Source organism: Pseudoflavonifractor gallinarum, from assembly GCF_014982855.1.
GTDB classification, from domain to species: domain Bacteria; phylum Bacillota; class Clostridia; order Oscillospirales; family Oscillospiraceae; genus Pseudoflavonifractor_A; species Pseudoflavonifractor_A gallinarum.
On the sequence record NZ_JADCKF010000001.1, the window covers coordinates 211,743 to 228,732 of the forward strand.

The following is a 16,990-nucleotide window of genomic DNA, read 5'->3' on the forward strand; positions in this document are numbered from 1 at the left end:
ATGAACAAGACCATTACCGCTGCCGCCGCCCCTACCGCGACCGGCCCCTACTGCCACGCCAAGCAGGCGGGCAACATGCTCTTCATCTCCGGCCAGCTGGGCGTGGATAAGGCCACCGGCACCCTGGGCAAGGATGTATCCGAGCAGGCCACTCTGGCCCTGAAGAGCATGGGTGCGATTCTGGAGGAGGCCGGCATGAGCTATGCCGATGTGGTGAAGACCACGGTCTTCCTGGCCGACATCAACGATTTTGCCACCATCAACGCCATCTACTCCGGCGTGTTCCACACCGATCCCCCCGCCCGCTCCTGCTATCAGGTGGCAAACCTGCCCAAGGGCGCACTCTTTGAGATCGAGGCCATTGCGGTAAAGTAAGCGGCATCCTTGACGTTGTACAATGGATCCCATTCCCGTCTCGGGAATGGGATCTTTTTTATGCGCTGATCTGGTACTACCATTGTGATTATCCACAAAATGGAAGGTTAGAATTTTTGACAATGAGCAATGGTTTTTTCTTGCGGGCAATTGTGCAATGTGTTATAGTGATATAGTCATCTGATGTATTAATCGCGTTACCCCTCCCGTACATTGGATACAGAAGAAGAGGAATTAGGAGGTAACCAAGTATGAGTAAAGCACAAGGTGTCTCAAAACCGGTGGCGGCAGCAGATCCACTGTTCCAGTGGAAGGCAAAAGCATCTCTCCCCAAAATACTGCCCATGGGCATGCAGCACGTGGTGGCAGCTGTGGTCAGCACGGTGGGACCGGCCCTGATGGTGTCCAAGAACTGCGGACTGGATGATGCCACCACCACCCTGCTGGTGCAGATGGCCCTTCTGATGACCGCGTTTTCCACCATTTTGATGCTCTTCCCCGTTACCAAATACATCGGCTCCGGCCTGCCGGTCATTATGGGCGTAGGGTTTACCATCCCCACGCTGATGAGCAAGACCTTTACCCTGCCGGAGATCCTGGGGGCCCAGATCATTGCAGGCGTGGTGGCGATTCTCTTTGGACTGTGCATCAAGCCCATCCGGAAGCTCTTCCCGCCTCTGGTGACGGGTACCGTTATTCTGGCGGTGGGCATGAACCTCTATCCCGTGGCCATTAAATACATGGCGGGCGGCGCAGGTACCCCGGATTTCAGCTCCCCCAAGAACTGGGGCGTGGCCATTTTTACCTTTGCACTGGTGCTGGCCTTCCAGAATTTCGGGAAGGGCTTTCTGAAGCTGGGCGCCGTGTTGTGGGGCCTGGTGGGAGGCTATCTTCTTGCCCTGCTCCTGGGAATGGTGGACTTTAGCAGCGTGGGCGGCGCCGGATGGTTTGCCGTGGCAACGCCGGTAAAATCCTTTGGCCTGGAGTTTAACGGCTCCGCGATCCTGGCCATGGCCATCCTCTACATTGCCAACTCCCTCCAGACCATTGGAGATATCAGCTCGACTACCATGGGCGGCATGGAGCGCATGCCCACCGATCAGGAGCTTCAGGGAGGTATCATCTCCCAGGGTGTCACCTCGGTGATCGGCGCTCTGTTTGGAGGACTGAGCACCTGTTCTTACAGCCAGAACGTGGGCATCGTGACCATGAACAAGGTCATTAACCGCAGTGTGTTCGCCTTTGCAGCGGTGGTGCTGGGTGTGGCCGGATTGGTGCCCAAGTTCTCGGCGGTGCTCACTACCATTCCCAATGCCGTTCTGGGCGGCGCCACTATCTCGGTGTTCTCCATCATTGCCATGACCGGCGTCAATATGATCGTCTCTGCCGGCCCCTTCACCATGCGCAACCGCACCATCGTGGGACTGGCGGCGGCCCTGGGGATCGGTGTGACCATGGCCCCTGGCTGCCTGGAGCTCTTCCCCATGTGGGTGCAGAATGTGTTTGGCTCCTTTGCACCTGTGGGGGCCGCGGTGGTGGCTGTGATCCTCAACCTGATCCTGCCGAAGGACCCTGACCCTGAGACAAAGTGATTTTATCTTGAGTTTGGACAAAATCCGTCAATATATCGCTCTGGTTGGATTGACCAGGGCGATATATTGTTTTTTGCACAAAAAGATTGGGGATAATTTGATGATCTGCCGGACATATTTTTCTTGAAAATGAAAAAGAATGGGGGTATCATTTTATTAAAGAAAATATTTTATGAAAACTAAAAAAAATTAATGAGGTGATTTGGATGAAGCAGACTTCCCGTGAGGGGCGGGCGTCCGTATTCCAATATGAGGGCATACCTGCTCCAGGTCAATTGGTCCCTCTGGGACTTCAGCATGTGGTGGCCGCGGTAGTAGGAATCGTGACCCCGGCCATTCTGGTGGCCAACACCTGCAACATTACCGGATCGGACCGAACACTGTTGATCCAGGTCTCTCTGCTGGTGACGGCGCTGGCGACCCTGATCCAGCTTTTCCCCATTTTTGGGCGCATCGGCGCGCGCCTTCCGGTGGTTATGGGCATCAGCTTTGCCTATGTCCCCACACTGCTGGCCATTGGCGGGCAATTTGATCTGCCCACTATTTTGGGCGCGGAAATCTTTGGCGGTATCATTGCCATCCTGTTTGGTATTTTTGTCAAGCAGATCCGGGTCTTTTTCCCGCCGCTGGTGACCGGTACGGTCATCTTTACCATTGGCCTTTCCCTGTACCCCACGGCCATCAAGTATATGGCCGGCGGCGCAGGCACCGAGGGCTTTGGTTCCATGAAGAATTGGCTGGTGGCCATTGTGACCTTCCTGGTGGTGGTCATCCTCAACAACTTCTCCAAGGGCGTGCTCAAGCTGGGCGCCATTCTCTGGGGCATGATCGTCGGCTATGTGCTGGCCTTCTTCCTGGGCATGGTGAGCTTTGACGCGGTGAGCGAGGCGGGCTTCTTCCAGGTTCCCATGCCTCTGCACTTTGATATTTCCTTTAATGTGAGCGCCATTATCTCCCTGGGTATCGTGTATGTGGTCAACGCGGTGCAGACCATCGGAGATCTCTCCTCCACCACCATGGGTGGTATGGACCGTATGCCCACCGACAAGGAGCTTCAGGGCGGCATCATTGCCCAGGGTATCGTCAGCATCGTAGGCGCGCTGTTCGGCGGCCTGCCTGCGGCCACTTACAGCCAGAACGTGGGTATTGTGACGGTCAACCGGGTCATTAACCGGGCCGTGTTTGCCTTTGCCGCCATTATTCTGGCGATTGCGGGCTTTGTTCCCAAGTTTTCCTCTCTGCTCACCACCATTCCCCAGAGCGTCATCGGCGGCGCGACGGTGTCTGTATTTGCTATGATCACCATGACCGGTATGCGCATGATCACCTCTGAGAACTTCACCATGCGCAGCAGCACGGTAGTCGGTCTGTCTGTGGCACTGGGCGTGGGCATCACGCAGGTGCAGGACTGCCTCCAGGGTTTCCCCCAGTGGGTCACCACCGTATTCGGCAGCAGCCCCGTGGTAGTCACCGCCATCATGGCCATCATCCTCAACCTGGCGCTTCCCAAGGATGCTCCGGTGCAGGAGAGCAAGAGCGTATAATTGTCTGCATGAAAAAAGGCGCGCACCTGTTTTATCAGGTGCGCGCCTTTCTGATCTGTCACTTTACAGAGCTGGGAAGAGAATCGTCTTCCCGGATCCAGTCCTCCACGTGGACCACGGAGTAGTCCTCTTTCGTGCGGCGGATCACCACCCGGTCGATCCCGGCGTTGATGATGAGGCGCCGGCACATGGAGCAGGAGGTGGCATCGGAGAGCAGTTCTCCCGTCTTGGCGTCCCGGCCGGCCAGATAGAGCGTGGCGCCGATGGACTGGCTGCGGGCGGCAGAGATGATGGCATTGGCCTCCGCGTGGACCGAGCGGCACAGCTCATACCGCTCGCCCGAGGGGATATTCATGGCCTCCCGGGTGCAGTAGCCCAGATCCCCGCAGTTGCGCCGTCCACGGGGGGCGCCATTGTACCCGGTGGAGACAATCTCATCATTTTTGACGATGATGGCGCCGTAACAGCGGCGTAAACAGGTGGAGCGCTCCAGTACGGTCTCCGCAATGTCCAGGTAATAGTTTTCTTTGTCAATACGTGCCATGATAATTCCCTCCCGAGGGATCTATTTTTTTTAGTATAGCGGTTTTGTCCGCCCCACGCAAGCACAATTCACATATTGTTTACGTTTGATTTCTTGACGATTGGGGGGTCAGGCAGTATCATTAGAACAGAAAATAATTCGGGGACGCATCTGCGTCCCCATACTTCACAGCAAAGGAGACGACCGCACATATGAACTGGCTTCGGAGATTCATGTATGGGCGATATGGCGGCGATCAACTCTCCTGGTTTCTTCTGGCGGTCTATGTGCTCCTGGTAGTTCTGTCCGGACTGCCCCATCTGGAGCTCTTGTCCTGGCTGGCGCTTGCGGTGCTGTTCTGGTCCTTTTACCGCATCTTCTCCCGGCAGTATGCCAAGCGCCGGGCGGAAAACGCCCGCTTTCTTACCCTGGCTGGACCGGCCATCCGTTGGTGTAAAATGCGCCGGACCATCTCGCGGGATAAGGAACACCGCTATTTCAAGTGCCCCAATTGCGGACAATATCTGCGGGTCCCCAGAGGAAAAGGAAAGATCACGGTCAATTGCCGCAACTGCGGCGTGAGCTTTGAGGAAAAAAGCTGAGTGAACGCTGTAAGGCGCGTCCCCGATCGGGGACGCGCCTTGTCTTATGTCCGGGATTACAGCAGGCCCAGCAGATGCTGCATGCCCAGGCTCACACCCGTGATACCGGCCCAGCAGCACACGCCCATGAAGATGGGCTTGCCGCCGGTGCGCACCAGTTTGACGATGTTGGTGTTCAGACCGATGGCGGCCATGGCCAGGATGATGAAGAACTTGGACAGCTCCTTGAAGGGCTGGAAGAAGGCGGAGGGCACACCGCAGGAGGTGGAGAGAGTCGTAATGACCGAGGCCAGCACAAAGAAGAGGATGAAGAAGGGGAAAATCTTCTTCAGATCAAAGGTGCCGCTGGAGGTATTGCTGCCCCGCTTGACCTGCCAGGTCCGCCAGAAGGCGAGGGCCAGCGTGATGGGGATGATGGCCAGGGTGCGGGTGAGCTTGACGATGGTGGCGTACTCCAGCACCGCGCCGTTGGTGCCGTGGAGGGTATCCCAGGTGGACGCGGCAGCGGTGACCGAGGAGGTGTCGTTGATGGCGGTCCCCGCAAAGAGGCCGAAGCCCTCGTTGCTCAGGCCAATGGCCCCGCCAAAGGTGGGAAAGAGCAGGGCGGCCAGTACGTTGAAGAGGAAGATTACCGAGATGGCCTGGGCGATCTCCTCATCGTCGGCTCCGATGACCGGAGCGGTGGCCGCGATGGCGGAGCCGCCGCAGATGGAGGAGCCCACCCCAACCAGGGTGGAGATGTTGGCGGGCATCTTCAGCAGCTTATAGAGCACAAAGGAGATGATGAGGGAGGTGGCGATGGTGGAGCAGATGATGGGCAGGGATTTTGCCCCTACCTTGGCGATCTCCGAGAGATTGAGGCCAAAGCCCAGCAGGATGACCGCATATTGCAGGATCTTTTTGGAGGTGTAGGCGATGCCCGGCTGGAACCGGGTCTTATCGGTCAGCAGCAGGGTGATGATCATGCCGCAGAGAATGGCGAAGACCGGTCCGCCAATGACCGGGAAAAGCTTGCCCAGCCACCAGGAGGGCAGCGCGATAACCAGACAGAGCAGCAGGCCAGGTCCTTTCTGTTTGACAAAGTTCATATCAGAACGCCCCTTTGTTTTCGTTTTCCCCTTGATTATAGTACGGCCTGACGATAAAATAAAATGATGATTTTTTATCTTTCCATAATTTTCTGTAATGGGTGATTGTATGCTGGATCCCAAACTCCATACCTTCCTGGTCCTGTGCGAGACCATGCACTATACCCGGGCGGCCCAGCGGCTGTGCGTGACCCAGCCGGCGGTCACCCATCAGATCCGCGCGCTGGAGGAGCACTATGGCTGCCGGCTCTTCTCCTATGAGGGAAAGACCCTGCGCCTCACGGAGGCGGGCGTGCGCCTGCGGGAGATGGCCCGTTCCCTGGCCTACAACAGCCGGAAGATGGAGCAGGCCATGGCCGTTCCAGCGCCCCGGATCCTGCGGGTGGGGGCCACCAAGACCATCGGAGAGTTTGTCATTGCCCCGCTCATCAGCCGCTTTCTGCGCCGCCATCCGGAAGGGACGGTCTCCCTGACGGTGGAGAATACCCGCGCTCTGCTGCGGGCACTGGAGGAAGGACGGCTGGATTTCGCGCTGGTGGAGGGCTTTTTTGACCGGGAGCGGTATGCCGTGCGCCTCTACCGGAGGGAGTCCTTTTTCGGCGTGTGTGCGCCCGAGCATCCCCTGGCGGGTCGGACGGTCCCCTTAGCGGAGGTCCTGGGCGAGCGCCTCCTGGTCCGGGAGGCGGGGTCGGGTACTCGGGCCATTTTGGAGGCCGCCCTGCGGCAGAACCACTGTACCCTGCGCAGCTTTTCCGGCGTGGTGGAGATCAGCGACTTTTCCACCATCAAGGCCCTTGTGGTGGAAAACCTGGGGGTCTCTTTCCTCTATGCCCCGGTGGTGGAGCGGGAGCTGGCCGCCGGCAAGCTGGCCCGCTTTGATCTGGCCGGGCAGGCCCTGAGCGGGGCCTTCCACTTTGTCTGGCTGCGGGACAATCTCTTTGCCGGGGAGTGGGAGGACTGGATGGCGTAAGGCCCCGGAGCAGTTGTCTTTTTTCTCCCGTTCGTGTATACTGGTGTGACCTTTTGTGATGCACCGAGCAAAGGAGCGTTTGTATGCTGTTATCCGCAGAATCCATTACGAAGACCTATGGGACCCGGGTCCTGCTGGACCGGGTGTCCTTCTATCTGGAGCCCGGGGAGCGTGTGGGCGTCATCGGCGTCAACGGCGCGGGCAAGTCCACCCTGCTGCGCATTCTGGCCGGGGCGGAGGAGCCTGAGACCGGTTGTGTCACCCGCTTCCCCAATGTGCGCCTGGAGTATCTCCCCCAGAATCCGGAATTTGCCCCGGGGACCACGGTGCTGGAGCAGGTGCTGCTGGGCCTCTCCACCGATGCCCGTGCCCTGGCGGAGTACGAGGCCAAGACCATCCTGACCCGGTTGGGGATCACCCGCTTTGAGCAGCGGGTGGAGGAGCTCTCGGGCGGGCAGCGCAAGCGGGTGGCCCTGGCGGCTGCTCTGGCCCGGCCCTGTGACGTGCTCATCCTGGACGAGCCCACCAACCACCTGGACAGCGAGATGGTCACTTGGCTGGAGGAGTGGCTCCAGCGCTTTGCCGGCGGGCTGGTGATGATCACCCATGACCGCTACTTCCTGGAGCGGGTCACCAACCGCATGGCCGAGGTGGACGGGGGAAAGCTCTACTTCTACGAGGGCAGCTATGAGGACTTCCTCCGCCGGAAGGCAGAGCGGGAGGAGTCGGCCCGGGCCAGTGAGCGCAAGCGGCAGTCCATCCTCCGGCGGGAGTACCAGTGGGTCATGCAGGGCCCCACCGCCCGGGGCACCAAGAGCCGGGAGCGTCTGGAGCGCTACGAGGCCCTGAAAAATCAGAGCGGCCCCACCGAGCGGGCCGGGCTGGAGCTCTCCTCGGTGGCCAGCCGCCTGGGGAAAAAGACGGTGGAGCTCCGGGGGGTCTCCAAGTCCTTTGAGGGGCGGCAGGTGCTGCGGGACTTTGACTGCATGCTCCTGCGGGATGACCGGATCGGCATCGTGGGGGTCAACGGCAGCGGCAAGTCCACTCTGCTCAATCTGATCGCCGGGCGCCTCTCGCCTGACCAGGGGGAAGTCATCGTGGGTGAGACGGTAAAGATTGGCTACTTTTCCCAGGAAAACCCGCCCATGGACGGCGAGACCCGGGTCATCGACTATGTGAAGGAGATCGGGGAGCGCATTGAGACGGTGGACGGCGTCATCACAGCCAGCCAGCTGCTGGAGCAGTTCCTCTTCCCCGCCGATGTCCAGTGGAGCCCCATCGATAAGCTCTCCGGCGGGGAGAAGCGGCGGCTCTTCCTCCTCTCTATCCTGGCCTCCGCTCCCAATATCCTGCTGCTGGACGAGCCCACCAACGACCTGGACATTGAGACCCTCACCATTCTGGAGGACTATCTGGAGACCTTCCCGGGGGCGGTGGTGGCGGTCTCCCACGACCGCTATTTCCTGGACAAGGTGGCCCGCCGCATCTTCGTGGTGGAGGGGGACGGCCGGGTCACCCCCTATGCCGGAGGCTACACCGACTATCTGGCGGCCCTGGCCGAGCGGCGCCGGGCGGAGAAGAAGGCCGAGAAACCGGCCCCCAAAAAGGAAGAGTCCCGGCCCTCCGCGCCCAAGAAGCTGAAGTTCAGCTACAAGGAGCAGCGGGAGTACGAGACCATCGATGCAGACATCGCAGCGCTGGAGGAGCAGCTGGCCGACAATCAGGCCCAGCAGAGCGCATGCGGCAGCGACTATGTGGCCCTGCAGCGGCTCCAGGAGGAGCAGAGTCAGCTGGAGAGCGCGCTGGAGGAAAAGATGGAGCGCTGGGTCTATCTCAACGATCTGGCCGAGCGCATCGCCGCCCAGTAGGGCACAAAAAAACGCGGGCAGCCTGAAGAGGCTGCCCGCGTTTTTATTACAGTTGGAGCGATTTATCCGGCATTCTGGGCTTCCAGTCCCCGGATGCGCTTCATCTCCCGGGAGACCAGACATACCGTGGTGAGAAAAGCCATCGTGTCGGCTACCGGTCCGGCAAAGAGAATGCCGTCGATCCCGCCCATCAGGATAGGCAGAAGGAGCAGCAGCGGAATCAGGAAAAGGACCTGCCGGGTCATGGAGAGGACCAGGCCCTTGACCGGCTTTCCAATGGCCGAGAAGAAGCTGGAGGAGAGCATCTGTACCCCGTTGACCAGCACCATAAAGAGGAAAATACGCATAAACCGGACGGCAAACTCAAAATAGAGCGCGTTGCCGCTGCCAAAGATAGAGATGATCTGACGGGGACAGAACTGGAAGAGAAGGAAGCCGACCAGGGAGACCACCAGATTGCATCCGATGGCCAGGCGATAGATTCCACGGACCCGGTCGTACTGCTTGGCGCCGTAGTTGAATCCAATGATGGGCTGGGAGCCCTGGGAGATCCCGATGACGACAGCCAGCAGGATGGCGTTGGTCTTCATCACGATGCCGCAGGCGGCCAGGGGGATGTCGGTGCCATAGATCGAGCTGGCGCCGTAGTGGGTCAGAGAGTTGTTGATGACGATCTGTACAAAGGTGATTGCCACCTGGTTGAGGCTGCTGCTCATGCCGAGAGAAGCGGTCTGAAGGCTCTCACTCAGGCTCAGGCGCAGGTGTTCCCGCCGCAGGTTAATGTGCTGGAAGCGGAAGGCATAGCGCACAGCCAACAGGAAGGAGAAGAACTGACCAATGACCGTGGCCAGGGCAGCGCCGGCCACCCCCTGGTGAAACACGAAAATGAAGATAGGGTCCAGGATCGTGTTGATAACCGCGCCCACCAGCATACAGGTCATGGAGTATTTGGGACTGCCGTCGGCCCGGGCCAGGTTGCTCATGGCATTGGTCACGATGAGCAGGGGCATGCCCAGAGCCGTGATCCGGGTATACTCGATGGCATAGGGCATGACATCGGGCGTGGCACCGAAGGCCAGGAGAAGCGGGTGCAGAAAGAGCTCTACCAGCAGCGCATAGAGGATGCCCAGGACCGCCATCATGGCGATGGCGTTGCCCACCACCCGGGCGGCCTGCTCCGGCTCCCCTGCGCCCAGGGAGAGAGAAAAGCGGGAGGCACTTCCGATGCCGATAAGCAGGGCGATGGCCAGACAGATGGTGGTCAGGGGATAGGCCACATTGGTGGCCGCATTGCCCAGATAGCCCACACCCTGCCCAATGAAGATCTGGTCCACAATGTTGTACAGAGAGCTGACCAGCATGGCGATGACGCTGGGGACGGCGAAGCTGCGCAGCAGTTTGGGCAGCGGCTCATACCCCAGTGGATTACTGAGATGATTCTCCATATTCCTCTTCCTTTCCGATCAGACTGATGGGGGCCAGGGCATAGTCGGCCCCGGCGAGGGAGACGGACCGCTCCCCCACACGCTGGAGGAGGGTCAGAAAGATCTCCCGCTCCTCCGGGGAAAAGGGCTCCATGACCTGCTCCTGCCACTGGCGTACCAGAGAGAGGATCTGGGGGCGGGCATCCAGGGCCCGCTGGGTGGGAAAGAGCCGGCAGGTGCGCTTGTCTTCCGGGTTGGACTCCCGCCGGAGAAAGCCGGCCTTTTCCAACGCGGAAAGAGCCCGGGTCACATTGCTGGGGTGGACATAAAAAAAGTGCATGAATTGATCTTGTGTGACCCCCGGCATCTCGCAGATTTTCACGACGTACATATGCTGGCTGCTGTTTAACCCCAGCGGAGCCAGCGAGCGGTCCAGGTACATCTTGGTGTGCCGGTCGGAAATCGAGAGCCATTTGATCAGTTTCATCCCGGTTCACCCCCCTTCTCCCTGTTTTAGCAGACTTATTATAGCAAAGACTATTTGCTTGCGCAAGCAAATAGTAGGCAAAAAACCTCCCACGCAGCTGCGTGGGAGGTTGCAGGATAGAGTCTGCAAAGGGAATTGGAGAGAATCAGCCCTCCAGGCCAGCCAGTCCGCTCTCAAAGGCGGCCACAGCCTCATCGGCGTTCTCGGCGATTACAAAGAGGAAATAGCCGTCCTTCACCACCGTGCGGGCGTCCTGCACCTTGGGGAGGTTCTGGGAGAGATACCAGGAGAAGGTGTCCTCCTGCTGCTGGCGATAGGCCTCCAGATCCGCCTTGGCCTGATCCTCCTTACCCTCGGCCAGCTTGCCGATGATGATGGTGTCGGGGGAGGTGATCATGGGGAAGAAGCCGGCCGCCTCCGTGAAGCTGTCGCTGTGGATGCCATAGGTGTCCAGGCCCTCGGCGTCCACGGCCATGCCATAGCCAACTCCGCCGGCGTCGGCCACTTCATAGGCCAGCTTGACCAGGGGGGAGTTGTTGGGGGTGGTGATGCTCACACCGGCCTCAGTCTCCTCCAGCGTGATGCCGTCCAGACCGTCCAGCACGGTGGTGGGGACAAAGGTCACGCCGTCCACGACCTGCGCCACGGCATCCTCCACCAGGTTGTCGTCCACGGTGATGGAGCCGTCCTGGAAGGAGACCTCCACGCGGTGCTTGCTGAAGTAGAAGGAGCTGGAGTTCTCCTCGGCGAACCAGGAGGCGGAGCCGTGATCGGCCTCAGCCACCAGCCGGAGCGGAAGCCCCTGGGCCTCAGGAAGCGCGGAGGTGTCCAGCGCGGTACCGTTGACCGTGATGGAGGTCGCATAGCCTGCGGCCAGGGCGGGAGTGAGAAGGCTGCCAGTCAGGGCGGCGGCCAGAGCAAATGTGCCGAGCTGTTTCATACCGTTATATCTCCTTTGTGTCCTCCGGCAGAGGGGCCGGAAAAGTTGGTCGCAGAGTTAGACGGGGACGGGACAAAAAAGTTCCCTGTTCGCTGCAGAAATATGTTAAAATAATTTTATCAGGTTTTGAAAGCAGGGGGCCAGTCCCCCAGTCAAAAGAAGGAGATTGTGATGCGGGAAATCTATCCGATTCTATGGTATTTTTTTGTGTACGCCTTTCTGGGGTGGTGCAGTGAGGTGTGCTATGCGGCCCTGCGGACCGGGAAATTTGTCAACCGCGGATTTCTCAACGGCCCCCTCTGCCCGATCTACGGCTTTGGCGTGGTGTTGGTGACCTCCCTGCTGGCCCCGGTGCGGGAGCGCTTCTTGCTGCTCTTCCTCTGCTCGGTGGTGCTGTGCAGCGCGCTGGAGTGGGTGACCGGGTTTGTGCTGGAAAAGCTCTTTCATCAAAAGTGGTGGGATTACTCCGACCAACCCTTTAATCTCAACGGCTATATCTGCCCCCTTTTCTCTCTGCTGTGGGGCTTTGCCTGCTTGATCATCATGGATATGATCCACCCGGCGGTGATGGGGCTGGTGCGGCACATCCCCCGTCCGGTGGGGCTGGTGCTTCTGGTGCTGTTCCTCGTGTTGACGGCGGTGGATCTGTCCGCCACGGTGGCCTCCATGATTGGCCTGAACAAGCGTCTGCGTCAGTTGGAGGAGATGGCGGCCCGGATCAAGGCGGCCTCCAACGAGCTGGGCGAGAACCTGGCGGACGCCACCCTCTCCCTCTCTGAGCGGGGAGCCGACCTGAAAGAGGACCTGAATGACCTGCGGGATGACCTGGCTGAGCGGGGTGCCGATCTTCGGGAGGACCTCACGGAGCGTCTGGCGGCCCGGGAGGCGGAGCAGACCGCCCGGCGTATCGCCCGGGAGGCCGCTCTCAAACGGCGGGAGGCCGCGCTGGCCGAGCTCAAGGCCGCCAACGAGGAACTGCTCTCCACCTATGGCTTTGGCCAGCGGCGTCTGCTGCGGGCCTTCCCCCATATGACCTCCACCCGGTATGCCGCCGCTCTGGAGGAGCTGCGCAGACGGGCCCGCGGCATGCGGAAAAAGGACGAAGAGGATACATAGGAGAAATATACGTACTTATAAAATGTGCCCGGTCCCGCAGACGAGGGGCCGGGCGCATTTGCTGTGTCATTTTGTGAGATCAACGCTCCATCAGGCGGCAGAGAAGGGCGGCAGCCTCGCCCCGGGTGGCATTTCGGGTCCCGGACCAGGGGCCGCTCACCAGACCCAGACCCTGGGCCAGGGCGGCATAGCCCAGATCGGCGGCAGGGATAGCGGCGCGGTCGGGATAGGAGCAGGTGAAGATCCCATCCAGACGGGCCACGGGACCGTATCCGGCGCCGTCCAGCAGACAGCGGATGAGGTCGGCGCGGGTGAGGATAGCTTCCTCGGAGCGCTGATCCCGGGTGAGGAATCCCAGCTCGTAGGCGGCGGAATAGGCGGTGTCTCGCTCTTCCGGGGTGGCATTTGCCGGGTCCAGGGGACGATAGCGGAGACTGAACAGGAGACAGACCAGATCCCACTGGGTCAGAGTTTGGGACGGGCGGAAGGAACCGCCCTCGTACCCCACTCGGTACTGGGCCAGACGCTCAATGCTGGCGCGGGCCCAGTGGCCCTCCAGATCGTCATAGGTGAGGGTGTCGCTCGAACTGGTGTAGTCGAAGCGGATGAGCTCGCCGGTCCCGGCATGGACACCCTGATAGGCCTCCTCCTGGTCCATGGTATAGCCCAGGCGCAGGGTGTAGTAGGAGGTCCACCCCATCTGGGACAGGCGCAGGGCGGCGGGGTCAGACGGATCCAGCGTCTGGGGCACCAGCAGATAGCCCAGGGTCACCGGATAGGTCTCCGCCCAGATGGCCAGGGCCTCCTCCATCGTGCAGAGATCCTCGGGAAGCGGGAAGGTGACCCCCTCGTCATAGCAGAAGGACAGGCCGCACACCGAGCCGTCCTCTCCGTCGATCTCCAGGGAGTAGAAGTGTTCCGGGAAGAAGTATCCATTTTCCTGACGGGCAAACTGGAAGGAGTAGACAGCTTGTGCCTCCTCCCCGGCCTCCTCCGGCTGGTAGAGGGCCAGATGATCGGCCCGCTCCCCGCAGAACTCGGCCAGGAAGGCCTCGGCCCGGCGGAGGGCCTGTTCCTGAGAGAGGGCGGGGCTGGGCTCTTCCTCCCAGGGGCGGGAGGAGAAGAGAGACTGCACCGCGCCGGTACGGGCGTCGACCACAAAGGTGCGGGAGTAGACGCCCGCGTCGGCAGAGCGGCTGTACCGGAGGACACAGCGGACCGCGGGCTTTTCCGGGTTCTCCGGTGCTTCCTCCAGGGAAAAGACGGCGGAGACCAGCTCATAGCGATCCAGACCATAGGCGGGAACAGAGCGCAGCTTCTGGTCCAGCGCGTCGGAGGAGAGAACCCCCTCCAGTTTGCGGATGCCCTCCTGTTCGGCCTCGGAGAGCCCCTTGTCCGGAGCGGCCTCCGGGGCGGCGGCATCGCCGTTGCTGCCGCCGCCGGCGGTAGACATATCCCGCTCCAGCTCCGTGAGATCGGTGAGCCGGCCGGTCTGGGCGTCTACGTAGAAGCGGTGGCTGGACTCGGGCAGGTAGACCAGTGTAGCGGCGGAGTCCTCTTCCTCGAGGCGCACATATTCCAGACGCAGTTCCAGGGTATCATGGAGGGCCTGGCTTGCTTTGTCCAGATCGGTCCGGGAGACGGGAGAGGGCACATTGCCCAGGAAGAGGATCTCAGGCACATCCCGGTAGAAGCGGGTGACCGTACGGTCCTCCGCCCGGACGGTCAGAGAGTAGTGCAGCGGAGAAGGCAGGTCGTGGAGGAGGACCGAGCCGGAAAAGCGGTAGGAATCGCTGTCCAACCGGTCCGGGGTGGCCGGTTCCTCCAGCGTGACCGACTCTGACGTGGGGTCCAGCACCCGGTCCAGGAAGGCCTGGGCGGAGGCTCGGGCCTCTGCCGGATCTCCAGCGGGAAAGGCGGGCAGGGAATTCTGGGAGAGGGGCTCTGCTTCCGGGGTGTCCAGCCGGTACTCCACAATGGTGCCGTCCTCCAGGGCGCTGACGGCGAGAGAGCCCTCCTCCCCCTCCCAGTAGAGGGACCAGAGGGTGGCGAGGGTCTGTTCCTGCCGTTCCCCGTGGAAGGATGTGTAGCATTCCGTGTCCAGATCCAGTGTGGACTTGACGGCCTGGGTCACCCGGGCCAGCTGGGCGTCGGCAGAGTCCTCCGCCGCCAGCGCGGGCAGGGCAGCTCCGGTCAGCAGTGCGGCACAGAGCAGCAGAGAGAGCAGCTTTTTCATAAGTACCTCCTTTTTCCGTTGTCTGCCGTTTTTGCAGGGGTTTTCACCTCCATGCTATCATAGAGATAGACGAAAAGAAACCCAAAGAGTTCCAAATTATGAAAAAGTCCCGGACGACAGGTCCGGGACTTCAGGCGGGGGTATACTATTTTGCCACGGGGGCGAACTGGGCCCGGGCCAGCCGGGCCAGCTCCGCGGGCGGGAGCTCCACCTGCGCGCCGATCTTCCCGGCGCTCACCACCATGGTCTCCAGGCTTTGGGCGCTCGCATCCAGCACGGTGCGAAACTGCTTTTTCATCCCCAGGGGAGAGCAGCCGCCGTGCACATAGCCCGTAAGCGGGAGAAGCTCCGCCTGCCGGAGCATGGCGATGGACTTCTCCCCCACCGCCTTGGCCGCGGCCTTGAGATCCAGCTCCCGGAGGACGGGGACCACAAAGACATAGTGGGCGCCGGAGGGGGCGCAGGTCACCAGGGTCTTGAATACCTGTTCGGGGGCGCGGCCGATGAGCCCGGCCACGGTGACGCCGTCCACCGCGCCGTCGGGAGAGGCATAGTGGTGCGGGGTATAGGGCACCTTCTTCTGGTCCAGAAGGCGCATGACATTGGTCTTTTCTTCTGCCATGATGGATCGCTTCCTTGCTTTTTCGTTGGAATAGGGGTATGCTGGAACTGCTTTTTACCATACCACAAGCAAGGAGACGTTTCAAATGGATTTTCAGCATATGATCCCCTGTCTGAAGGAGACCGCCCATGCCATCCTGGGGGTGGACAGCCCCACCGGGTTTACCGCCCGGGCGGTAGAGACCGCCGAGCAGATGGCCCGGGCCATGGGATATGAGACCCGCCGGAGCAAGAAGGGAAACCTCACCATCCTGGTGGAGGGCCGGGACCAGACCCGTACCGTCGGGATCTGCGCCCATGTGGACACCCTGGGCCTGATGGTGCGCGCCATTACCCCCGCCGGAGAGCTGATGTTCACCAAGGTGGGGGGCGCGGTGCTTCCCTCTCTCCACGGGGAGTACTGCAAGATCTACACCCGGGACGGGCGGATCTACACCGGTACTATTCTCTCCCTCTCCCCGGCGGCCCACGTCTTTGACGACGCCCGCACCCGGCCCCAGGACGAGCAGAATATGTACGTCCGGGTGGATGAGAAGGTGCACTCTGCCGAGGATGTGCGCGCCCTGGGCATCGAGGTGGGGGACTATATCTGCTACGATCCCAAGACGGTCTTTACCGACAGCGGCTTCCTCAAGTCCCGCTTCATCGACGACAAGGGGAGCGTGTCCATCCTGCTCACCCTGCTGCGCTGGATGAAGGAGAGCGGCAAGCGCCCCCGCTGCAATGTGGAGGTGACCTTTACCGTCTATGAGGAGCTGGGCCACGGCGGGGCCACCTTCTCCCCCGATCTGGAGGAGCTGCTGGCCGTGGATATGGGCTGCGTGGGGGCCGACCTGAACTGCGACGAGTACCATGTCTCCATCTGTGCCGCCGACAGCTCCGGTCCCTTTGATTACGGGATGGTGAGCCGCCTGGTCTCTCTGGCCAAAGAGAACGGCATTCCCGCCGTGCTGGACGTCTACCCCCACTACTCCTCCGATGTGGCGGTGGCCTGGAAGTCCGGCCTGGATGCCCCTGCCGCCTTGATCGGTCCCGGAGTGCAGGCCTCCCACGGCATGGAGCGCACCCATCTGGAGGCCATGCTGGGAACCATGGCCCTGGTGGAGCGCTACCTGGACTGCCAGTAACGGCCCGCACCCCTATACCCGGCGCACGCCCTGGGAGATGTTGGCCAGAGCCGCCCCCGCCTCCATATCGCAGGTGCGGCTGCGTGCCAGGTCGCCCAGGGAGACCATGCCCACCACCCGGCGGTCCTCCACCACCGGCAGCCGCCGCACCTGGGCCGCTGCCATGACCGATGCGGCCTCCCGCACGTCGGCATTGGGACTGACCCAGGCGCAGGAGCGGGTCATGATGTCCCCTACCGGCAGGCGCTCCGGATTCTCGCCGGGGGCCAGACACCGGAGGACCAGGTCCCGGTCGGTCACCATGCCCTTGAGCCGTCCGTCGTTCTGACACACCGGCAGGGCCCCCAGATCATACCGGGAGAGCAGCCGGGCCGCCAGGGCCGCGCTCTCCACGGGGGTGATGGAGACCACATGGGGATTCATCAAATCACGTACCAACATAAAACCGCCGCCTTTTCTGGTGTTTGATACCTGAGT

General features: G+C 61.0%; 16 protein-coding genes. 8 read left to right on the top strand and 8 right to left on the bottom strand.

Annotated features, from left to right (window positions below; all coding sequences use genetic code 11):
* From INF37_RS00960 to INF37_RS00970, 3 genes are all read left to right on the top strand, one after another.
* Entirely contained in the window at nucleotides 1-375 is a 375-nt protein-coding gene (locus INF37_RS00960; RefSeq protein WP_186963141.1) for a Rid family detoxifying hydrolase, read from the top strand.
* Between the two features lie 251 nt (nucleotides 376-626).
* Entirely contained in the window at nucleotides 627-1,967 is a 1,341-nt protein-coding gene (locus INF37_RS00965) for a uracil-xanthine permease family protein (protein WP_186963140.1), read from the top strand.
* Between the two features lie 206 nt (nucleotides 1,968-2,173).
* Complete coding sequence (locus tag INF37_RS00970) at nucleotides 2,174-3,511, top strand: uracil-xanthine permease family protein (RefSeq protein ID WP_193535848.1); 1,338 nt, start codon at nucleotides 2,174-2,176, stop codon at nucleotides 3,509-3,511.
* Nucleotides 3,512-3,569: 58 nt separating this feature from the next.
* Here INF37_RS00970 and INF37_RS00975 read toward each other — a convergent pair whose 3' ends face one another.
* On the bottom strand, nucleotides 3,570-4,055 hold the full coding sequence (locus tag INF37_RS00975; RefSeq protein ID WP_101692391.1) for a deoxycytidylate deaminase: 486 nt from the start codon (nucleotides 4,053-4,055) through the stop codon (nucleotides 3,570-3,572).
* A gap of 191 nt (nucleotides 4,056-4,246) precedes the next feature.
* Between INF37_RS00975 and INF37_RS00980 the strand changes: the two genes are divergently transcribed.
* The gene (locus INF37_RS00980) at nucleotides 4,247-4,636 is read left to right on the top strand and encodes a hypothetical protein (protein ID WP_101692390.1); all 390 of its coding nucleotides are present in this window, start codon (nucleotides 4,247-4,249) and stop codon (nucleotides 4,634-4,636) included.
* A 56-nt stretch (nucleotides 4,637-4,692) separates the two neighbouring features.
* Here the strand turns inward: INF37_RS00980 and INF37_RS00985 are convergent, their stop codons facing one another.
* The gene (locus INF37_RS00985) at nucleotides 4,693-5,724 is read right to left on the bottom strand and encodes a YeiH family protein (protein ID WP_193535850.1); all 1,032 of its coding nucleotides are present in this window, start codon (nucleotides 5,722-5,724) and stop codon (nucleotides 4,693-4,695) included.
* A gap of 109 nt (nucleotides 5,725-5,833) precedes the next feature.
* On the opposite strand from INF37_RS00985, the gene INF37_RS00990 reads away from it, so the two are divergent.
* Nucleotides 5,834-6,694 (top strand): LysR family transcriptional regulator, encoded by an 861-nt coding sequence (locus INF37_RS00990; RefSeq protein ID WP_193535852.1) that lies wholly within the window; start codon nucleotides 5,834-5,836, stop codon nucleotides 6,692-6,694.
* An 83-nt stretch (nucleotides 6,695-6,777) separates the two neighbouring features.
* Nucleotides 6,778-8,562 (top strand): ABC-F family ATP-binding cassette domain-containing protein, encoded by a 1,785-nt coding sequence (locus INF37_RS00995; protein ID WP_186963136.1) that lies wholly within the window; start codon nucleotides 6,778-6,780, stop codon nucleotides 8,560-8,562.
* 62 nt (nucleotides 8,563-8,624) lie between these two features.
* On the opposite strand, the gene INF37_RS01000 is transcribed toward INF37_RS00995, so the two are convergent.
* The 3 genes from INF37_RS01000 to INF37_RS01010 form a co-directional block, all read right to left on the bottom strand.
* Nucleotides 8,625-10,007 carry an MATE family efflux transporter gene (locus INF37_RS01000; RefSeq protein ID WP_193535854.1) on the bottom strand — a complete coding sequence of 461 codons (1,383 nt, stop codon included), beginning with the start codon at nucleotides 10,005-10,007 and terminating at the stop codon, nucleotides 8,625-8,627.
* On the bottom strand, nucleotides 9,988-10,473 hold the full coding sequence (locus INF37_RS01005; protein WP_101692385.1) for a MarR family winged helix-turn-helix transcriptional regulator: 486 nt from the start codon (nucleotides 10,471-10,473) through the stop codon (nucleotides 9,988-9,990). Before INF37_RS01005 ends, INF37_RS01000 begins: the two co-directional genes overlap by 20 nt.
* Before the next feature lie 145 nt (nucleotides 10,474-10,618).
* The gene (locus tag INF37_RS01010) at nucleotides 10,619-11,413 is read right to left on the bottom strand and encodes a DUF4358 domain-containing protein (RefSeq protein WP_193535856.1); all 795 of its coding nucleotides are present in this window, start codon (nucleotides 11,411-11,413) and stop codon (nucleotides 10,619-10,621) included.
* 171 nt (nucleotides 11,414-11,584) lie between these two features.
* Here INF37_RS01010 and INF37_RS01015 point away from each other — a divergent pair, with 171 nt between their 5' ends.
* Nucleotides 11,585-12,529: a putative ABC transporter permease gene (locus INF37_RS01015; RefSeq protein WP_193535858.1), complete on the top strand. Its 945-nt coding sequence runs from the start codon at nucleotides 11,585-11,587 to the stop codon at nucleotides 12,527-12,529.
* Between the two features lie 79 nt (nucleotides 12,530-12,608).
* On the opposite strand, the gene INF37_RS01020 is transcribed toward INF37_RS01015, so the two are convergent.
* Both INF37_RS01020 and ybaK read right to left on the bottom strand, forming a co-directional pair.
* Nucleotides 12,609-14,765, bottom strand: coding sequence for a YcdB/YcdC domain-containing protein (locus INF37_RS01020; RefSeq protein WP_193535860.1), 2,157 nt, complete (start codon nucleotides 14,763-14,765; stop codon nucleotides 12,609-12,611).
* 145 nt (nucleotides 14,766-14,910) lie between these two features.
* Nucleotides 14,911-15,387 carry a Cys-tRNA(Pro) deacylase gene (gene ybaK, locus INF37_RS01025; RefSeq protein ID WP_101692381.1) on the bottom strand — a complete coding sequence of 159 codons (477 nt, stop codon included), beginning with the start codon at nucleotides 15,385-15,387 and terminating at the stop codon, nucleotides 14,911-14,913.
* 85 nt (nucleotides 15,388-15,472) lie between these two features.
* Here ybaK and INF37_RS01030 point away from each other — a divergent pair, with 85 nt between their 5' ends.
* A complete protein-coding gene (locus INF37_RS01030) occupies nucleotides 15,473-16,513 on the top strand; it encodes a M42 family metallopeptidase (protein WP_101692380.1) in 1,041 nt (346 codons plus the stop codon).
* Nucleotides 16,514-16,525: 12 nt separating this feature from the next.
* On the opposite strand, the gene INF37_RS01035 is transcribed toward INF37_RS01030, so the two are convergent.
* Nucleotides 16,526-16,954: a CBS domain-containing protein gene (locus INF37_RS01035; protein ID WP_101692379.1), complete on the bottom strand. Its 429-nt coding sequence runs from the start codon at nucleotides 16,952-16,954 to the stop codon at nucleotides 16,526-16,528.
* Nucleotides 16,955-16,990 lie beyond the last annotated feature (36 nt).

What these genes read in the sequence shown, in the direction of transcription:
- INF37_RS00980 (WP_101692390.1), top strand. Translation starts at nt 4,247, where the DNA reads ATGAACTGGCTTCGGAGATTCATGTATGGGCGATATGGCGGCGATCAA.
- INF37_RS00965 (WP_186963140.1), top strand. Translation starts at nt 627, where the DNA reads ATGAGTAAAGCACAAGGTGTCTCAAAACCGGTGGCGGCAGCAGATCCA.
- INF37_RS00975 (WP_101692391.1), bottom strand. Translation starts at nt 4,055, where the DNA reads ATGGCACGTATTGACAAAGAAAACTATTACCTGGACATTGCGGAGACC.
- INF37_RS01035 (WP_101692379.1), bottom strand. Translation starts at nt 16,954, where the DNA reads ATGTTGGTACGTGATTTGATGAATCCCCATGTGGTCTCCATCACCCCC.
- INF37_RS01005 (WP_101692385.1), bottom strand. Translation starts at nt 10,473, where the DNA reads ATGAAACTGATCAAATGGCTCTCGATTTCCGACCGGCACACCAAGATG.
- INF37_RS00990 (WP_193535852.1), top strand. Translation starts at nt 5,834, where the DNA reads ATGCTGGATCCCAAACTCCATACCTTCCTGGTCCTGTGCGAGACCATG.
- INF37_RS00985 (WP_193535850.1), bottom strand. Translation starts at nt 5,724, where the DNA reads ATGAACTTTGTCAAACAGAAAGGACCTGGCCTGCTGCTCTGTCTGGTT.
- INF37_RS00960 (WP_186963141.1), top strand. Translation starts at nt 1, where the DNA reads ATGAACAAGACCATTACCGCTGCCGCCGCCCCTACCGCGACCGGCCCC.
- INF37_RS01030 (WP_101692380.1), top strand. Translation starts at nt 15,473, where the DNA reads ATGGATTTTCAGCATATGATCCCCTGTCTGAAGGAGACCGCCCATGCC.
- INF37_RS01015 (WP_193535858.1), top strand. Translation starts at nt 11,585, where the DNA reads ATGCGGGAAATCTATCCGATTCTATGGTATTTTTTTGTGTACGCCTTT.
- INF37_RS01000 (WP_193535854.1), bottom strand. Translation starts at nt 10,007, where the DNA reads ATGGAGAATCATCTCAGTAATCCACTGGGGTATGAGCCGCTGCCCAAA.
- ybaK (WP_101692381.1), bottom strand. Translation starts at nt 15,387, where the DNA reads ATGGCAGAAGAAAAGACCAATGTCATGCGCCTTCTGGACCAGAAGAAG.
- INF37_RS00970 (WP_193535848.1), top strand. Translation starts at nt 2,174, where the DNA reads ATGAAGCAGACTTCCCGTGAGGGGCGGGCGTCCGTATTCCAATATGAG.
- INF37_RS01020 (WP_193535860.1), bottom strand. Translation starts at nt 14,765, where the DNA reads ATGAAAAAGCTGCTCTCTCTGCTGCTCTGTGCCGCACTGCTGACCGGA.
- INF37_RS00995 (WP_186963136.1), top strand. Translation starts at nt 6,778, where the DNA reads ATGCTGTTATCCGCAGAATCCATTACGAAGACCTATGGGACCCGGGTC.
- INF37_RS01010 (WP_193535856.1), bottom strand. Translation starts at nt 11,413, where the DNA reads ATGAAACAGCTCGGCACATTTGCTCTGGCCGCCGCCCTGACTGGCAGC.